Below are 18,196 nucleotides of genomic sequence, written 5' to 3' on the forward strand. Positions count from 1 at the left end.
TCGGGGTTGTGTTAGAATTTAAACGCGCGAGCGCCGGGATACGTGGCGGCCGAGCCCAGATCCTCCTCGATGCGCAGGAGCTGGTTGTATTTCGCGAGGCGATCGCTGCGGCTGGCGGAGCCGGTTTTGATCTGTCCGGCATTGGTCGCCACCGCCAGGTCGGCGATGGTCGCATCCTCCGTTTCCCCGGAGCGATGGCTGATGATCGCCGTGAACTTGTGGTGCTGCGCCAGCTCGATGGCTTCGAGGGTCTCGGTCAGCGTGCCGATCTGGTTGAGCTTGATCAGGATCGAGTTCGCGCAGCCTTCGTCGATGCCGCGCTGGAGCCGGCGCGTGTTCGTGACGAAGAGGTCGTCGCCGACGAGCTGGACCTTGTCGCCCACGGCTTCGGTGAGCATGCGCCATCCGTCCCAGTCGTCTTCGGCCATGGCGTCTTCGATGGAGATGATCGGGTACTGATTTACCCAGCCGCTCCAGAACGCCACCATGTCCTCCGACGAGCGCCGCTTGTTGGGGTCGCTTTTCCAGAAGAGGTAGGCGCCATCCTTGTACATCTCGCTCGACGCGGGATCCAGCGCGATGAAGATGTCCTTGCCGGCCTTGAAACCGGCTTTTTCGACGGCCTCGAGGATGACCTCGATCGCCTCGTCGTTCGAGCGGAGATCCGGGGCGAAGCCGCCTTCGTCGCCGACCGCCGTGTTATAGCCTTTTTTCTTCAGGACCTGCTTGAGCTGGTGGAAGGTCTCCGCGCCCATGCGCAGGCCTTCGCTGAAGCTGGCGGCGCCGACCGGCATGATCATAAATTCCTGCATGTCGACCGTGTTGTCGGCATGATGTCCGCCGTTGATGATGTTCATCATCGGCACCGGCAGGCGGGAGGCATTGGCGCCGCCGATGTACCGGTAGAGGGGGAGCCCGAGCGTATCCGCTGCGGCGCGGGCGACGGCGAGCGATACGCCGAGGATGGCGTTGGCGCCGAGCCGGCCCTTGTTCTCGGTGCCGTCGAGTTCGATCAGCCGCGCATCGATCTGCTTCTGCTCGAAGACGCTCCAGCCGGCCAGTTCAGACTCGATCACATCGTTCACGTTGGCAACGGCCTTCAATACCCCTTTGCCCAGGTATTTGGACTTGTCGCCGTCGCGGAGTTCGACGGCTTCATGGATACCTGTCGAGGCGCCGCTCGGAACCGCGGCGCGGCCGAGCACGCCTTCTTCCGTGATGACATCGACTTCTACGGTCGGGTTGCCTCGGCTGTCGAGGATCTGGCGCGCACGGATACTATCAATCGTTGGCATGTGAAGGTTAATGCGTCTTGGCGGTGAATGATACTGGATGAACAGGGCATAAAAAAACAGCCGGCGGTCTCAAAACACACCGGCTGTAAGGTACCTATTTTCTACAAAAGGTGATCAATTCGGCGATCGAACTTTTGTTGATTCGTTGATCCAGGAATAGCACCCTTGATTAACCATGTAGGTGTCTCCGGGTTTCCAGGACTCGAAGAAGAGGTCTTCGGCCGTCGGGAAGAGCGGCTGATAGGTCCGGATCGCGCTGTTGACCGTCGCGGACAGCGAGGAGTCGGCCTGGCGGGCCCGCTCCATGTAGTCGACGACGAGCCAGTACACCGCGCGGTCCTTGCGTTCCATGTTGCCGCCGCACTCGCGGATGGCGCTGGCGTACAGATCGCCGATCGCCTTGATGGCGCGGCCGAACGACGGGTCTTCCTGCAGCGCGCGGCGGTAGTAGGTGCGCGCGCGGGCGTACTGCTCGAGCTGCTGGGCGGCGATGCCGAGGTTGTAGTTGATCTCGCGGCCATACTGCGGGCCGTCGGCGCCGGAAAGCGCGCGCTCGAGGTAATCGATGGCCTCGGAAGCGTCGCCGTCTTCCAGCTTCATGACGCCGATCTCCATGAGCACCTTCGCCGAGGGCGACACGTCGAGCATCTGCTCGAGCATGCCGAAGAGCTTGTCGCGCTCCTCCAGCTCCTTGTAGATGTCGATCAACTCGTCGATGATCTTCTCATCGCCCGGGTTTTTCTCCAGCTGCGTTTCCAGGAAGGCCATCCGCTCTTCGGGGTTGTCGAAGAGGCGGTTGCGCCAGTCGGCCACGATCTGCATCGTTTCGGCGTCGTCACCGAACTGCGATTCGACGTTCTCCATGAAGTCGATCGCCTCCTGCTTCATGTCCTGGCTGGCGAAGTCGGTGATGATCACGTTGATGTAGTAGGGACGCGGGCTGAGCAAGGACGGCTCGGTCTCATACACGCTGCGGTACAGTCCGCCCACTTCGCCCTGGAGGTCGGGCAGTTCGGCCGCGTGTTTCTGGATGAAGCGGCCCTTGTTCAGGATCCATTCCGCTTCGCTGAAATCGGCGCCTACTTCCTGCAGCACGGCCGGCGCCGTGTCGAAGTAATACAGGGCGGTATCCAGGAGGGCACGGACCATGGCCTGGTCCGAAGCTTCGGCGGCAAGCGCCTCATAAAGCTGTTCGGCGCGCTCGAAGTTCTTGTCCGTCAACTTGCCGGGGCCCTGGTAGGCGGGGGCGCATTTGAGGATCCACTTCAAGTAGGGCAGCGAGGACGCATAGTCCTTGTTCTTGAAGGATTCCCAGTACAGGCTGTAGTTCATCGCCTGTTCGTTTGCATCGGGCGGATCCGAGCATTCCTGCGCGAGAGCCGGCGTTTGCATCGTTCCGCCCAGCACAAGCGCGGCTAAGAGGCCTACCCAGTGAGCGGTATTGCGTCGTTCCGTTTGGTTCATCTGACCGTTTTTCGTTAGGGTTTCGCGGTGGCGAAGCGTAGAAGTATACACAAAAGACAAGTAGACCTCAACCGAGTTTCCGACGATCGAACCACCGTTCGCCGATATTCATGTTTACAATGATCTTGTAAAATGATTCTCGGACATAACCGAAGTCCGTGTTGCCTCGCCGGCCTACCTCAAACCCGATATCAATGTGCGTGCCGGGGAACAGGGTGGGCAGGCTCAGACCCCCCGTGAGGGCCATTGTCTTGAAACTCACGCCGGTTTGCGGGACCACGTATCCTGAATCTGTATACCCGCCTAGACGGTAGGCGGCTCGTTTAAAGTACGGATCCAGGGGATTGACGGTGGGCATGAACTCCAGGCCGGCCGAAAAACGGGTCCGTTTGTCGAGCAGCGAGGCGCCGTCGGGCGAAAAGCCGGCCAGCGCGAGGTCGCCGTCGAGTTGATCCCAGGGCTCGATCGTCCCATCCACCACGAATGTCCAGCGCCGGTTCAGGTAATACGCCAGACCCATGTTGGCCCGCAACGGGACGTTGAGTTTACCATCGACCGGCGTACCGAGGGTGTCCGGTTCGGCGGCGGAGCCCGTCGTCACCGTCTGCGTGCCATCGAGCCGCGTCCGCGTGGACAGGCTGATACCTACGGTGATGGCGTCCTGGTCGGACGTCAGCTCGCGGAACGTGAACAGTCCGCCCAGCGAGCCCGAAAAGCCGGCGAGACGCGTGGAGAGGTTGAGGCGCGTGGAGGCAAAGTCGCCCGAATTGAACTCGGTGAACCGGGATTCCTGCAGGATGCCGAAGTTGAAATTGACGGCGCCGCCGAGGCTGACGTTTTTGTTGACCCGGTAGCCGATGCCCGTGGTGATCGTCTGCAACCCGCCGCTGCCCTCAAACCGGATGCTGTAGGCGGCGGGGTCGGTGAGGGTGGGATCGTCGATGATCACCTGGTTGCGCAATACACTGTGCGCGACGCGCGAATACGGGGTAAAGGCGGCCACGAAGCCCATCTTGCCCTGTTTCATCGGGAAGCTGAACTGAAAGGCTCCGAGCAGGCTCGAATTCAGCCGGCTGCTCGTCCCGGAGGCGTCTTCAATGTCGAGCCCCTGGAACGTGACGCCGCCGGCGAGCCGGGTGATCACCTGATCCGCCCACGAGCCTGGATTGGCGAGGTTGACGTAGTTGAAGCTCGAAAGCGCCGTGCCGCCGCCGCCCATCGCCTGGACCTGGGAGGAGCCGTTCGTGTACAGTTCGCCCAGCCCGAAGCGGGAATAAACGGAGCCGTCGCTGTTCTGCTGGGCCCGGGCGGCGCCCGGAACGCACAAGGCGCCCAGCGCGAGGCCGATTACGAGACCGAAGCGGCTGAAGGACGAGATCGAGGAAAGCGACATAAACATGCGAGCGAACGGTGCGGAAGGAGGCGTGCGATCAGTTCAGCGGGGTGGAGGTCACAAACAGCCGGGGCGGATTCGAGACGGACGACGTGTCGTGCAGGACGATCGTGTCGAGCGTGTTGCCCGTTGTCGTGAGGAACCGAAGCTCGTAGTGATCGAAAGGATCGGCGCCCAGGAGGATGCTTTGCAGCGCCTGCCGGAATGTCGGGGAGGTAAAATCCATCGTGACATCGTCATCCCGCATCGCGCCGACGGCCAGGATGACCGGCGATTGGTCGGGAATGACGCCGTACAGCACCAGGCTCTCCAGCTCGGGTCGCACGAAACCCGGCGGATCGTTCGCGAAAACCAGGGTGTCCATCGTGATCTCCAGGGCGGCGCGATTGATGGACTGCCCTTCGAACGCGTTCACGTCGAAGTCGAACAGCAGGTTGGGGCCGATTCCTTGCTGGAGGACGGTGAGGCCGGGCGGCACAGCGACCGAATCTACGCGCGTGTAGGCGGAAAGCCCTTTCGTCGCGAGGAAGGTGACGGTGTCGGTGCCTACGATGCCGCGAAGATTGGATTGGGACGTGATGGTGTCGTAAAACCCGATGATGGCGCTGCCGGACACCGGGCGGATCTGGAAGCCGTGAAAGGATTGTCCGAACGTCGTGCTCCGGAAGGTGGTGTCCCGTTCGGCCTCGTAAAAGCTGGCCGGCAGCGGGATCAGGACCACGTCGTCGTTGGGCTGCATGGAGAACTGCAGGATCTCGGGGCCGACGGGCGGCAGGTTCTCCGGCGTCATGCCGGTAGTCGTGAATTCGTCCAGCACCTCATGCAGCGCAAACGTCATCGTCTGGGACGTGTCGCCGTAGACGCTGGCCTTTTCGAGGCGGAGGAGCAGGCCGTCGATCGGGCCGTCCTTGTAGGCCTGGGTCAACACGAGGTTTTCGAGGAAGTCGATGTAGCCGACAGCGTTCATGCGTCCGACAACGGGGTCATTCACATCGCCGGCGAGCATGACGGTGGCATTTTCCACAACGCCATCCACCGGAGCCGTCGTGAACTGACCGAATTCGACGCGTTGAACGACGGGAACGCCGCCATCGGTACCCACGAGGTCCAGGCCAACGGCTGAGGGGTCTTCGCAAGCGCTCAGCATAACGATTCCGGCGCCCAGCACGACGGCAAGGTAGATCGGTCGAAAAGAAACCATGCGTGATGGCGGGTTTTCACCGCCAGGTTACTTATAAAAGGGGCCGCGTCCGGCAGGAGCGACGCGTAGGGTGTGTGGTAGTAACGAAGGAGGTGGGTAAATCGTATGCCGTGATCTTCGTTTCGCGAAAAACCCCAGAGGTGGGCCCCTGGGGTTTTCGGGAGATGTCAATGCGTGAACGGGTGGCAGGTTTCAAACGACCACTTCATTCAAAACCTGTTCATAGAGCTGAGCCGCCTGTTCCTTCAGGCCGTCGAGGTCCGGAACGAACTGAATGCCCCCTTTGGCCGAGCCATTGGCGGAAGGGGGGTGGATGGTCATGTCGGCAATCCGGCTGCCCAGGTCGATCAGGCTGAGGCTGGGGCCCGGGATTCCATCCGGATACGCCAGTTCGGACAGGAACGCGGTGTTTACCGGGTTGTCGGGGGAATCGACGCCCGGGGTGTACACGCTGCGGGCCTTGGCGAAGATCGGATCTTCGGCGAACTCGGTGCGAAGCAGCAGCGGAGTGAGCGAACTCAGCCAGCCCAGGCAATGGACGATATCGGGCTGCCATCCCAGATTTCGGATCGTCTGGAGGACGGAGCGCGAAAAGAAGTAGGCTCGCTCGGCGTTGTCGTCAAACACCCCGCCTTCACGGTCCGACAAGATCCCTTTCCGCTTGAAAAAGTTCGTGTTGTCCATGAAGTAGACCTGCAACCGGATGCCCGGGATCGAGGCTACCTTGACCTTGAGGGGTTCTTTCTGGCCATTGATACGGATATCGTTCCCCGACAGGCGGATGACCTCGTGCAGCCGATTCTTGCGCTCGCTGATGAGGCCGTAACGGGGCATCATGATCCGTACTTCAAAGTCCCCGGATTCCTGCAGCTGCTCCGGGATATGGCGTGCGATTTGAGCTATTTCTGTAGCGTTGGCAAAAGGAGCGACCTCTTCAGATACAAATAAGATCCTCATATAAGATGGCTAACTTCTGTGTGTTGGGGTTGACAGAAAGGCTACAGGCTCGAAAGGCCTATTTGGTGGGGACCCGTCTGCATCGCTACAGCGGCGTGCCGGAATCCGGCCGACGAGAACGAGCACAAAGGTACTGAAAAAGCGTTTTCAAGACAAGTTTTTTACTCAATGAGAAACAAGACGGCGCGTTCCGCTATGAATCCGCGGCTTATGGGGGGCGTAGAACCCTCTGATCATCGCCGAATAAGCGGTCTCGAACCAATGAGAGGTGACCTGTGAACGGATCGGATTCTGACGCCCTTTTTCCCGGAATGCCGGGTTCTCCGAACGCGCTGGTATTGTTCGACGGGGTCTGCAACCTGTGCAACGGATCGATCAACTTCGTGATCGATCGGGACGAGGCGGGGTATTTCAAGTTCGCGGCCTTGCAATCGGACGCGGCGGCGCCGGCCCTGGCGCGGTGCGGGCGCGAATCGGGCACGCTGGATAGCATCGTGCTCGTCGAAAACGGACGCTGCTACAGCCGTTCCACCGCCGCGCTGCGCATCGCGCGACGCATGCCGGCCCTGTGGCCGATGCTTTACGCGGCGATCGTCATCCCGCGTCCCATCCGCGACGCGGTGTACGACTGGATCGCCCGTAACCGGTACCGCTGGTTCGGGCGCACCGAATCCTGCCGCATCCCCACGCCGGACCTTCGCAGCCGGTTCGTCGAGGATCCCGTGCTCGAGGACTAAGCCAGGCGCTCAGTTCTCGCCGGCCGTTTGCTGCAGCAACTCGAAGTACCGTTTGATCAGCTCCTCGTAATCGGCCGAGTAGCCGCTTTCGAGCGCTTCGATCAGCGCCTTGCGCAGGGATTCGGCTTCCTGGGAGGCCGGCAGGGCAGTAGGACTGTCGCGCGGCGTGGATTCCCCGATACGTCCCTCGCGCTTGTTTTCGCGTCCTCGCTCCTGCATCGAGCGGGTGGCGTCGAGCATGCGGCTGAGGATCTGCTGCTGCCGCTCCAGGGTCCGCCGGCCCGGCTGGGCGCGCTGCAGCTCCTGGATCGTCTCTTCCATCTGCTCCGCGATCTTGTTGAGATCGCCCATCATCTTGCCGCGCAGCTCCGGGTTGCGGCTCAGGCTCTTGACTTCCGATCGTATGGACTCCTGCTGGGCCGCCATCTGCCGGAGCCGCTCCTGCATGTCCTGTGAAAGCCGGTTGCCCTGCATCTGGTTGAGCATCTGCTGAATCTGCTGATTCAGCTGCTGTTGCTGCTGGGCGGCGTTCTGTAGCTGCTCGGTCATCTGCTGCATCGACATGCCGCTGCCCGAGCCCGAACTCTGCATGTTCATCATCTGATCGAGCAGGTCGGAGAGCAGGAGCGCGAGTTCGTTGAGATGCATCATGGCGCTCTTCTGATGCGCCGCGGCCTGGCCGGACATCCGCTCGGCCATGGCGTCGGTGGCGGAGGTCATGGCGCGCAGCGCCTCGCCGGCCTGTTGCTGCACCTCGCGGGTCATGTGGGGGATATCTTTCGCCAGCTTCTGCAACGAGTCGCTCACGACCGCCGCGCCCTCGCCGAGCTCGACCTGCGCCTGGGAGAACTGGCGTAGCGCCGGGCTGTCCGGCGACAGATCGCGTACCGCGTTGATCAGATCTTCCTGCTCCTGCGACAGCGTGAGGATATCGCTCAGGGCGCGCCGGAGCGCGGCGATGTTGATCTGGATCTGGGAGCCTTCCATGCCCTGTTGCATCTGCTGGAGCTGTTGCTGCATCTGCTGTAACTGCTGCTGCATTTGCTGCTGCTGCTGCTGGGCCTGGTTGAGCTGGTTCTGGCGCAGCTGTTCGGCGTTCTGCTGCATCTGCTGCGGGAGCTGTTCTTCCTGCACCTGCTCATTGAGCTGCTGCATCTCGTCGGTGGGAGCCTGTTTGAGCTCGTCCATGCGCTCCTTGATCTGCTCGAGGAGCTGCTCCAGCTGCTGCATTTCCTCGCTGGACATCTCCTGCTGCTTCGCGAGCTGCTCCTGGGGCGTCGACGGCTCGCCGGCCTGCTGCTGTTCCTGCTGCGAGGGGTTCTGTTCGCCGTTTTCCTGCGGATCGCCCTGCTGAGGGTCCTGCTGTTCGCCCTGCTGATCCTGCTGCTCGCCCTGAGAGTCCTGCTGTTCGCCCTGCTGCGGGTCCTGTTGTTCGCCTTCGGCGGGCTCTTCACCTTCCCGGGGCTCGCCATCCGCCTTTTCGCCGGCGTCCTCAGGATTCTCGGACTCGGCGTTTTCAGCATCCGGCGCCTCGTCGGTCGGCTGGTCCTCCAGTTCGGCGGTTTTCTCCCGGATTTCCTGCTGCTGTTCGGCCAGATCTTCGGCGCGTCGGGCGGCCTCCTCGAGGTCTTGCTGGACGCGGATCTGCTTGAACAGTTCGAGCGTGCGTTCGAGGCGCTGCTGGTACTGCTCCTCGTTGAACTCGAAGTTCTGCAGGGATTCCTGCATCTGCTGGAGATTCAGTTCCTGCATGGCCTCCTGGAGCTGGTTGAGGGCCTCCATCAGCTCCGGCGAATTGATCTCCTCGACCACCTTCTGCATCTCCTGATACATCTCCATCGTCCGGTCGGACGCGAGGTCGTTCTGCTCCATGCGGTCGACCATCTCCTCGAAGGCCTGGTTGAGATCTTCCGCCTGCTGTTCGAGCGACGACTGCTTCTCCTTGAGCTGGTCGAGCTGGCGCTGGTCCTCCCAGTCGCTCTCCTGCTTCGTCCGCAGCTCGTCGCGCAATTCCTGGAACTGTTCGCGGATCTGGCGCGCCTCTTCCATCATCGCCTCCATGTCGCTTTCGGCGGCGTCTTCGGTTTCGTCGAGCTTTTCATACTGCTCGGCGATCGAGGGGAGGCGCAGCTGGAGCGTGGCGCTGCGGGTGCTCTTGTAGCCGGCGACCGAGTCGTTGTCCCAGACCTGGACATAATATTCGATGACATCGCCGGGCACGGGGTCGATCGGCGTGTCGCGCCGAAGATCCCAGCCGTGGACGATCTCCTGGTCCAGCTCGTAGGGTGCGAGGCCGCCGAGCTGAATCGCGCTGAAGGTCTCCGCCGGCGCGCCGAAACGCGACTCGGCGAGCCGGTAATAGAGCGCAAGCCGGCTGAAGCCGAAGTCGTCCGCCAGTCGGAGGCGAAGCTGCGTGGCCAGTGACTCGTTGAGTTCGGAGACGGTGGACGGCTCCGTCACGATCACGCTCGGCAGCGCGTCCTGGACGACGCGCACTGTATATTCGATGGGGTCGCTGTTCTGGTTGCCCCGAGCGTCGACGAACGAGAGGTGGTAGGTCTCATCCTGGCGGAGCGTGAATCCCCCCTCGGCCGCCGTGCGGTCCAGCGACAGGGTGTCGCGTTGTCCGTCGCTGTGGACGATGTAGCCGCCGGCCAGCTCCTGCCCGCTCACGATGACCTCCAGGTCGGCGCGGGTGCCGGCCAGCGCCTGGATATCGCCCACGTTGGGGTCGAGGCGCTGGGGCGGGATGCGCGCGTAGCGGGGGAACGTGAGGCCAACCTGCATCGAGCGCACGAGGGGGCGTTCGGTGATTTCGGCGGTGAACCAGGCGGATGTCACCTCGCCGGCACGGAGCCGGTAGCGAAACGAGTGGCGGACGTTGAGCAGGCGATGCTCGTACCGGTACGTCGAATCGGCGCGCAGCGTCTCGGTCGTGACGAGGTCTTCCGACAGGTTCTGCATCTCGATCGACGCCGCGGCCGGCTGTTGCGCGCCGATGGCCCGGGCGCGGATCGTCAGCGAGTCGCCGCGCATGAGTTCGATGTCGCCGGGTTCGACGAGCAGCTGAAAAGGCGCCGGCCGGTCGAAATGCGTCCCGGGGGTCAGCAGGCGGTGGGATGCGCCCAGAAAGGCGCCGGGGGCGGCGAGGAGGAAGATCACCACGCCGGCGACGGGCACGAGCGCAAACCGCGAGGCGCGTTTCGCCCGCTCGTACGAGACCACCTGTTCCATGGGCACCGGCTCGATGCCGCGGCCCAGGGAGGCGACGGCATGGTCGATGAACGAGGGGGGAGACGGACTCGTTCGCCCCGCCGCAAGCTGGAGGAGGTTCGTGAGCCGGTCGGACACTTCCGGAAACCGCCGGCCGATTTCCCGCGCGATCTGCTCTTCGGACGGGCCGCGGAGCCAGCCGGCCATGCGGAGGAGCGGGCGCACCATAAACCAGTAGGCCAGCCCGACCGCCACGACCACGATCGACCAGAACAGCGCCTTCCGAAACGCGGTGTCGAGCCAGAGGCTGGCCTCGATGGCGACGGAGAGCAACCAGACCGCCGCGAGGGCGCCCAGGAAAAAGACGCCGCCCCAGGCCATTTCGGCAAGTTGCTGCCGGCGAGCGATCGCCTGCAAACGTGCGCGGATCGATGTGATCAAGGCCTGTGATTTTTCGCTCATGGTAATACCCGGCGCGGCGACGCGGTAAGAAGAATGGAACCTGTATGCTCTACCACGGGACAGGGCCCGGGTTTCAGGCGGTCGGCAGCATATCGCATTCCAGAATGAAGCGAAGCGCTTTCATAAAGGTTAACGCGGCGGGGAAGCACGGATTGTGTTGCGCGCAACTTTACCTATATTCCGACTACCCACCAGGGAAGTATGGTTGTATTGTTCGATGTCCTGCCCGGACCCCAGAGGTTTGCCACCAGAACGGGCGACGCGTCGGATCTAAAGCAGAGGCTTGTCATGAACGAAACCATCGCGGTCATTCTGGGCGGAGGGGCCGGCAGCCGGCTGCACCCGCTCACCCACAGACGATCGAAACCCGCTGTCCCGCTGGCCGGCCGTTTTCGGCTGATCGACATCCCGATCTCGAACTGCATCAACTCGGGCATCAACCGCATCTTCGTGCTGACGCAGTTCAACTCGGCCAGCCTCCACAGCCACATCCAGAATGCCTACCGGTTCGACCGCTTCGACCGGGGCTTCGTGACGATCCAGGCGGCCGAGCAGACCCCCATGTCGACGTCCTGGTTTCAGGGCACGGCGGACGCCGTGCGGCGCATCCAGATGCACACCCGCGTGTCCAGGCATTCGCACGTGCTCATCCTGTCCGGCGACCAGTTGTACACCATGGATTATCGCCTGATGCTGAAGCACCACGAGGACCACGGCGCCGATATCACCATCGCGTCGATCCCCGTGCACGCCAACGACGCCCCCGGGTTCGGCATCCTGAAGACGGACGACAAGCATCGGATCACCGAGTTTTACGAAAAACCGAAGCCCTACGATCTGGCGGGGAAGGAGAGCCCGGTAGACGACGACATGCGCGACGCCGGCCGCGTCTTTCTCGCCTCGATGGGGATCTACATCTTCAACAAGGATGTGCTGCGGGATTTGCTGGCGGAAGACGAGAGCCGGCATGACTTCGGCCGGGAGCTCATCCCGACTGCGATCAAAAAGCGCAACGTCGTCAGCTACCCGTTCAAGGGATACTGGAGCGACATCGGTACGATCAAGTCGTTCTACGACGCGAATATCATGCTCACGGCGCCCAAGCCGGAGTTCGACGTGTACGACCCGAATGCGCCGCTGTACACCGAGGTCCGGACGCTGCCGCACGCCAAGATTACGAATGCCGTCATCCGGAATTCCATTATTGCAGAGGCCAGCGTCATCATCGACAGCGACATCTCCGACTCGGTGATCGGCATCCGATCGCACATCGGGCGGGGGACGACGATACGCCGCTCCGTGATCATGGGGGCGGACTACTTCCACTGGCATGATTCTAGCGAACGGGAGCACCTCGAGGGGCCCGATCGGCCGGGCATCGGCGACGAGACCTTTATCGAAGGCGCGATCGTCGACAAGAATGTCAGCATCGGCGCAAGGTGCGTGATCGCCAACCGGGCGGGGATCGAAGAAGGAGGAGACGACGCCACGTTTTATATCAAGGATGGCATCGTGGTCATCCCGAAAAACGTGCGCATCCCGGACGGCACGGTCATCTAACCGACGGTCATCTAATCGAAAGTGCAATATTGAAAAAAAACCGAAGTCGCGGCCGGCCCGAAACGATGTGAAGTATCGGGAATTAGAGCGGAAAACCGTCAGGGCCGTTAAGCGGGACCTTTTGTAACCGATGCTCCGCATGATGCCGACGCGGCCGGCTCGTACAGATCCTATCGCCAATCCAAGAATTCCTATGCACGCCAATCGCCTTCCTGCTTTCGGGGCCCTCGTGGTCATGTTGCTTCTGTCTTCGTGCCGTACTTACGGCGGAGACGGCACCGAGCAGGGCACGTATGATGAAATCTCGAAAATGGCGGCCTCTTTCGAGGATGACCTGGCCAGTGCCCGCAACGAATTGCCGGTACTGCAGCGGGCGGCGCAGGGCAATCCCGGGCTTCAGGTCTTTGTCCACCAGTTCGAAGCCCAGCTCGAACGGCATGCCGCGCTCGTTGCGCACCAGGAGGAAGTGATTGCCGGGCTGAAGGTGAAAACGGGTCCGCTGGGCCGGCTCACCACGTCATACCGCGATCTCAATCGTACGCTCGGCGCCATGATTTCCGAACAGCGCGAGATGCAGATCGGTTATGAAGACCTCGCCATGGACGTGCGGAAAGCCGTTATGGGCGATGCGTTCCAGGCTGAGATGCCGGAGGAGATCGGCCGTTATCAGATCGCCCCGCCGTATTACGAGAAGTTGCGTTATGCGCTGGAGCGCGCGCGGCTCCAACTGGATACCGCCGTGACCGGCTGACGCCAGAATTTCCTGGTATGAGGAGCCTGCGGGATCACGATCGCGCAGGCTTTCTTTTTATCTTGACGTTCTGTGACGACTGTGAGATGGATCGCGGCACGCAATGGTAATTCCGGTTTGGAGAATGCCGTTCCGCCCGCTGTCTGCTGTCTGAATCACCGATACTCCGAAGCCTGGAATATATGTCTCGACCCCGTGCCCATACCCTCGTTCTCGGCATCCTGTTTATGACCTGCGGCATCGCGTCAACGGCCGTTGCGCAGGAGTCGCCGGCCAGGAACGATACGCTCATGCATCACGCGCTGGCCGAGATCGTCATCAATTCCGATGGGTCGGCCCCGCAGGAGACCTATACCGTTCAGCGGATCGCGCTGCGCCAGCTCGAGCGTCAGAATGCCTCGGTCGTGGCCGAATTTGCGCGCGCGATTCCCGCGGCGTTTGTCCAGACCAATTCGCGCGGTGAATCCCTGATCTATCTTCGCAGCGCCGGCGAACGCCAGGTCGCCCTCTTTTTTAACGGGGCATCCATGAACGTACCGTGGGATAACCGCCTCAACCTGGAGATGATACCCACCGGTATGATCGGCGGGATGACGGTTGCCAAAGGGGTGCCTTCGATCCTCTATGGCACCAACGTTTCCGGCGGCGTCATCAATGTGACCTCACGGGAGCTGGACTACATCGGCCACGAAACCTACGTCGATGGGCACTACGGCAGCCTCGACGACGTGCGGGTTGGCATCGGCCACCTCTACAACAGCGGCCCGCTGCATGTGGGCGTTTCCGCCGGCTACGTCTCGCGAAACGGGATTCCGCTGGCCGACCGATCCTTCGCGCCGTTCAGCCAGGGCAGCGACCGGATGCGGACCAACACCGATCGCGAACTCGTGAACATGTTCGGCGAGGCCGATTACCGGTTCAAAAACGGCATTCAGGCCGGTCTGAGCCTGATGCATATCGAGGGACAGTTCGGTGTCGCCCCGGAGGGCCATCTGGACCCCGAGGAGGCCTCCGTCCGCTTCTGGCGGTATCCGGAGTGGAATAACACCATGGCCATCCTGAATACGACGATCCCGATCGGGGTGACGACGGTGGTCAAGGGTGCGCTGTGGACCGGGCAGTTCGGGCAGACGATCGATCAATTCGGTTCGGTCGACTATGCCGAGGTGGCGCAGCAGCAGGTGGATGGCGACAACACGTTCGGGCTCCGGCTCTCGGCCTTGCGTAGCCTCGGGCCGCACCAGCTCACCCTGGCATTCAACGGTTTGACGTCGTTGCACGAGGAGATCGTTTATGCGCGGGACGATGCAAATCGGCTGGTGTCCGCCAACGGGATGCAGCGTTACCGGCAGCATGTCTTCAGCGCCGGCGCCGAGTTCGCGTTCCGCCTCGCCGAGCCGCTGAAGCTCGTCGCCGGCGGCAGCCTCGACGGCATCGCGACGCCGGAAACGGGTGACAAGCCGGGGCGCGATCCCCTGCTCGACTATGCGGTGAACACCGGGCTCTCTTATGCCCTCTCAGAGGCCTGGACGCTGCGCGCCTCGGCGGGGCGCAAGGTTCGTTTTGCGACGATGCGCGAACTCTTCGGCGAGGCGCTCAACCGGTTTCTCCTCAATCCCGACTTGAAACCGGAGACGTCTGTGGTCACGGAAATCGGCGTCTCGACCTATCGGGAAGCATTCCAGGGCGAGTTTGTCGTCTTTCATTACCGCGTCCACGACACGATCGATCAGCATAACGTGGAGGTCGACGGCCGCCGGCTGCGTCAGCGCATCAACCTCGAAGGGAGCCGCGTCTATGGCGTGGAGGCCGCCGGCCGCTACGACCTGAATCCGCTATGGACGGTCGAGGGACACGCCGCGCTGATGCATGCGCGCGGCATCGAGGACGGAACGTCGATTCGGCTCACCGAGAAGCCGGAAGCCCTGGGCGCGCTGGCGCTGGAATATGGCAGAAAGGAAGGGCTGTCGCTGATGGTGCAGGGCGAATTCACCGGCCGGGCTTACGGGCGCGATGAGGATAACGCGCTCGTCGCGCTGCCTACGGCGCTGACGATCGATCTGAAAGCCGGCTACGGATTCGAGATTCCCGGTCTTTCCTCGCGCCACGCCGAATTTTATCTCCGGGGCGACAATCTGACCGACGAAATCGTGCTGCCGCAACTCGGCCTGCCGGCGCCCGGACGGACGATCTCCGCCGGCATCGCACTCCAGCTCTAGAAGCGACCTCACATCGGCTGCCGTCTGCTCCCACGCCGGCGACGCGCGGGGCCTTTCACTGCGTCATGCTTTCGATATACTGGAACGCATCCTGCTGGTTGGACGAGATCAGGTGTTCGAGATCCTGTGTGTTTTTGCCGCAGGACTGGGCCAGCAGCGCCAGTTCGGGAATAAACGAGAACGCAAAATCGGGGCGGACTTCATCGAAGGCGGTCTGGCCCTCGGCCGCCAGCGCATCGCGGTAGGCGCAGACTTGCTCGGCCACGTTCACGCTCACCTTGAGGCTGAGCGCCAGCGTCCGAAGCATCGGGTCCTCGATATGCCCCGGCGTCAGATACGATTCGATCAGCTCGCCGATCGGCGACGGCAAATTCCAGTGTGCGGCGGCGATGCCGCCCAGCTGCGTGTGGTCGATGCCCAGCCGGTTCAACTCGGCCTCGGCCGAAGGCGCGTAGCCGGTTCGGTTTTCTTCCCAGAGGTCGGCGTATTCGTCGGGATTGTTGTAGAGCAACACCAGCCGGCCCACGCTGTGCAGCAGCCCTGTGGTGTAGGCCGTCGCCATGTGGGAGACCTGGATCCGGCTCGAGAGCAAACGCATGAAAAATCCGGTGCCCACGCTGATGCGAATCAGCTTTTCGAGGAGGGCGGCGTGCGCTTTCGAGGTCACGCTCTTGCGCACGCCGACGTAGCCGGACGTAAGCACGATGTTGCTGACTTCCATAAAGCCGATCATGACGATGGCTTTGCTGATGTCGTCAAAATGACGCTGCAGCCCGTAATAGGCCGAGTTGATGCGGCGCAAAACGGACGACACCACGACGGGGTCCATCTCCACGATTTCGATGAGCCGTTCGGTGCTCGGCGCCTCGCTCTTGTTGGAGAGGAGGGCGGAGATTTCCGATACCGTCCTCGAGAGCGGAGGAAAACGCAATTCCAGGTCGTAAAGCAACTGGGATCGCTGATCGGTTTCCTTGTGGCCTTCGTGTATCATAGACGGCATGGCGATGGCTGACATGGGCAGGCCCGTGGGAGGCCGCAGGGATTATCTATCGGGGTCGCATCGGTATTATCGGAGCAGAACCCCCCTGGTTAAGCGTCGACTACACATAAACTCCGGTAGCTGTGCGCGACTGCCGGCTCGGCAAAGAGCGGTTTCGTTTGCCGCCAGACGGACCGGAAGTAGTCACTCGATCGGTAGGCTTCCAGCGACGCCTCGTCGGCCCAGAGCGAATACGTGGTGCGGATGGCGGGCGCCGAGGTGTCGGCCAGCAGTTCGAGGTGCCGGCATCCCGGGAAGGCGCGTATGGTGGGCGATGTCGCTGCGAATAGCGCGTCGAAGGCGGCAACGGCGTCCGGTTGGAGGGTGAGGCGTACGATGCGGATGATCACGGCGGCAGGCTGTCAGATGATAGGGATCGCCGTGCATCTACCGGCCGCTATCGGGCAGGATCCCCGGCCCGGGTGGTACCGAGGGCGCTTCGGTGAGCTGCCGGCCGATCTCGCAAGACAGGCACCGCGCCTCCTGGCAGTACGATCTGAACAGCGCGTGCAGGCCCTGGGTGGCCACGGCGTGCTGCGGGATGCGTTCGAGGGCATCGAATCGCGCGGTGATGTGGTCGCGCTCGGGCTTGCAGCGTCTTAGCGCGGCGAAGACGGCCTCTTCCAGCGCCATATCCTGGTGTTGCTCGGCGACGAGCGCCAGCAGCGGTGCGACGGCATTGAGGAGGATCCGTTCGCGCCGCGGTCGTCCGATGCCGGCGTCATGATGGCTGCGGCTCCGTTTCCCGAAGCGGTAGTGCTCGTTCCAGAAACGCGACGGCGGGGTATCGAACAGCGCGAAGAAGGCATCCGGCGACGCGCCGCTTCGAAGCGCGCGGATGGCGTCGCCCACCGGATCCTGGTGCAGGAAACCGCCGGACTGGATGAGCGCCGCGGCCTGGGCGATGCGGAGCGTGGGGAAGTTGGCGGGCCGGAGCCGGAAAAACTGCCACGCCGACGCGGACATCGGCACGATGCCCAGCCGGGCGTTCAGGGCCTCGTAGCGTGTTTCGAGCTCGACGATGGCATCCGATGCGGGTCGGTCCGAACGAAGGAGGGCCGTGCGGGGTACGGGCAGGAAGCCGGCGGTGCCCAGGTGCAGGGCCTCCAGGTCGAGCGGATCGACGAGCCGGCGCACGATCGACAGCGGAAGCCGGCGCGCCAGTTCCTCGAGCGCGTGGCCGTTCGGCTCCGCGCCGAGCGCGTGAAACACGGCTCGATGCAGCATCGACTCCAGATCGGGCTCGGCCAGATAGGCGTTCGCCAGTTCGGTCTTGCGCGACGCCACGCGCCGAACGCCGAGCGTTTCGATCCATCGCCCCACGCGTTGCGGATCGACCTGGCCGAGCATCGACGCGCACGGCAGGCTGTCCTGCTGCAGCCGGTGGAAGTCGTAGAGCAGGCTCCGGAGCGGGGCTTGCAACCGCGGCGCCAGGACGCATTCGGGGAGGACGACCCCGTCCTCGCGCCGGAGCCGGCCGGTGAAGACGTCGGGAAAGAGCGTCACATGGAGCACCGTGCCGTTGTATGCCGGATCGCGTTCGTGCCGGTGGGATTGCCAGTCGCCGGAAGCGATGTGCAGTTCGATGTCCCCGTCGAGCCAGGCGCCCTCGATCTCGATACGCGCATCCCGGAAGTCGGGACCGCCGTGGGGGTTGGGCAGACCGGGATGCGCCACCTGAAGCCTTCGGCCGTCGACCAGGCTCAATTCCGCCCGATCGAAGCGCTGCGTGGCCCAGATGTCGTGGAGGAGGCGTTCGGGGACGCGCGCCGGCGAGGGCGGCTCGTGGAGGTGGACTTCAACCCATGCGCCGTCGAATCCGTACACATACCAGCGTTCGGATGAGGCAGAAGCAGAGCGGGGATCGGACATGTCCGCATGCGATGTCGAGGTGGCTGGAAAGGG

At 62.7% G+C, this 18,196-nt stretch carries 13 protein-coding genes; 4 read left to right on the forward strand and 9 right to left on the reverse strand.

Features of this window, described 5'->3' with window-relative positions; translation table 11 throughout:
* Nucleotides 1-11: 11 nt before the first annotated feature.
* The 5 genes from eno to R2834_08415 form a co-directional block, all read right to left on the reverse strand.
* Nucleotides 12-1,295 (reverse strand): phosphopyruvate hydratase, encoded by a 1,284-nt coding sequence (gene eno, locus R2834_08395; protein ID MEZ4700334.1) that lies wholly within the window; start codon nt 1,293-1,295, stop codon nt 12-14.
* A 114-nt stretch (nt 1,296-1,409) separates the two neighbouring features.
* Nucleotides 1,410-2,687 (reverse strand): tetratricopeptide repeat protein, encoded by a 1,278-nt coding sequence (locus R2834_08400; GenBank protein MEZ4700335.1) that lies wholly within the window; start codon nt 2,685-2,687, stop codon nt 1,410-1,412.
* Nucleotides 2,688-2,826: 139 nt separating this feature from the next.
* The gene (locus R2834_08405; GenBank protein MEZ4700336.1) at nt 2,827-4,152 is read right to left on the reverse strand and encodes a hypothetical protein; all 1,326 of its coding nucleotides are present in this window, start codon (nt 4,150-4,152) and stop codon (nt 2,827-2,829) included.
* Nucleotides 4,153-4,189: 37 nt separating this feature from the next.
* Nucleotides 4,190-5,353, reverse strand: a complete 1,164-nt coding sequence (locus R2834_08410; protein ID MEZ4700337.1) for a hypothetical protein — start codon at nt 5,351-5,353, stop codon at nt 4,190-4,192.
* Nucleotides 5,354-5,545: 192 nt separating this feature from the next.
* On the reverse strand, nt 5,546-6,310 hold the full coding sequence (locus R2834_08415) for a glycogen/starch synthase (GenBank protein MEZ4700338.1): 765 nt from the start codon (nt 6,308-6,310) through the stop codon (nt 5,546-5,548).
* 311 nt (nt 6,311-6,621) lie between these two features.
* Between R2834_08415 and R2834_08420 the strand changes: the two genes are divergently transcribed.
* Complete coding sequence (locus R2834_08420; GenBank protein MEZ4700339.1) at nt 6,622-7,047, forward strand: DCC1-like thiol-disulfide oxidoreductase family protein; 426 nt, start codon at nt 6,622-6,624, stop codon at nt 7,045-7,047.
* 9 nt (nt 7,048-7,056) lie between these two features.
* Here the strand turns inward: R2834_08420 and R2834_08425 are convergent, their stop codons facing one another.
* A complete protein-coding gene (locus tag R2834_08425; GenBank protein ID MEZ4700340.1) occupies nt 7,057-10,722 on the reverse strand; it encodes a DUF4175 family protein in 3,666 nt (1,221 codons plus the stop codon).
* 288 nt (nt 10,723-11,010) lie between these two features.
* Between R2834_08425 and R2834_08430 the strand changes: the two genes are divergently transcribed.
* The 3 genes from R2834_08430 to R2834_08440 all read left to right on the forward strand — a co-directional run bounded on the left by R2834_08430 (nt 11,011) and on the right by R2834_08440 (nt 15,252).
* On the forward strand, nt 11,011-12,282 hold the full coding sequence (locus R2834_08430) for a glucose-1-phosphate adenylyltransferase (GenBank protein MEZ4700341.1): 1,272 nt from the start codon (nt 11,011-11,013) through the stop codon (nt 12,280-12,282).
* 193 nt (nt 12,283-12,475) lie between these two features.
* Complete coding sequence (locus R2834_08435) at nt 12,476-13,033, forward strand: hypothetical protein (GenBank protein ID MEZ4700342.1); 558 nt, start codon at nt 12,476-12,478, stop codon at nt 13,031-13,033.
* 182 nt (nt 13,034-13,215) lie between these two features.
* Complete coding sequence (locus R2834_08440; GenBank protein MEZ4700343.1) at nt 13,216-15,252, forward strand: TonB-dependent receptor; 2,037 nt, start codon at nt 13,216-13,218, stop codon at nt 15,250-15,252.
* A gap of 55 nt (nt 15,253-15,307) precedes the next feature.
* On the opposite strand, the gene R2834_08445 is transcribed toward R2834_08440, so the two are convergent.
* From R2834_08445 to R2834_08455, 3 genes are all read right to left on the reverse strand, one after another.
* On the reverse strand, nt 15,308-16,252 hold the full coding sequence (locus R2834_08445; protein ID MEZ4700344.1) for an HDOD domain-containing protein: 945 nt from the start codon (nt 16,250-16,252) through the stop codon (nt 15,308-15,310).
* A gap of 89 nt (nt 16,253-16,341) precedes the next feature.
* On the reverse strand, nt 16,342-16,641 hold the full coding sequence (locus R2834_08450; protein MEZ4700345.1) for an antibiotic biosynthesis monooxygenase: 300 nt from the start codon (nt 16,639-16,641) through the stop codon (nt 16,342-16,344).
* Between the two features lie 37 nt (nt 16,642-16,678).
* Nucleotides 16,679-18,163 (reverse strand): DUF2851 family protein, encoded by a 1,485-nt coding sequence (locus R2834_08455; protein MEZ4700346.1) that lies wholly within the window; start codon nt 18,161-18,163, stop codon nt 16,679-16,681.
* Nucleotides 18,164-18,196 lie beyond the last annotated feature (33 nt).

Source organism: Rhodothermales bacterium (genome assembly GCA_041391505.1).
Lineage (GTDB): Bacteria > Bacteroidota > Rhodothermia > Rhodothermales > JAHQVL01 > JAWKNW01.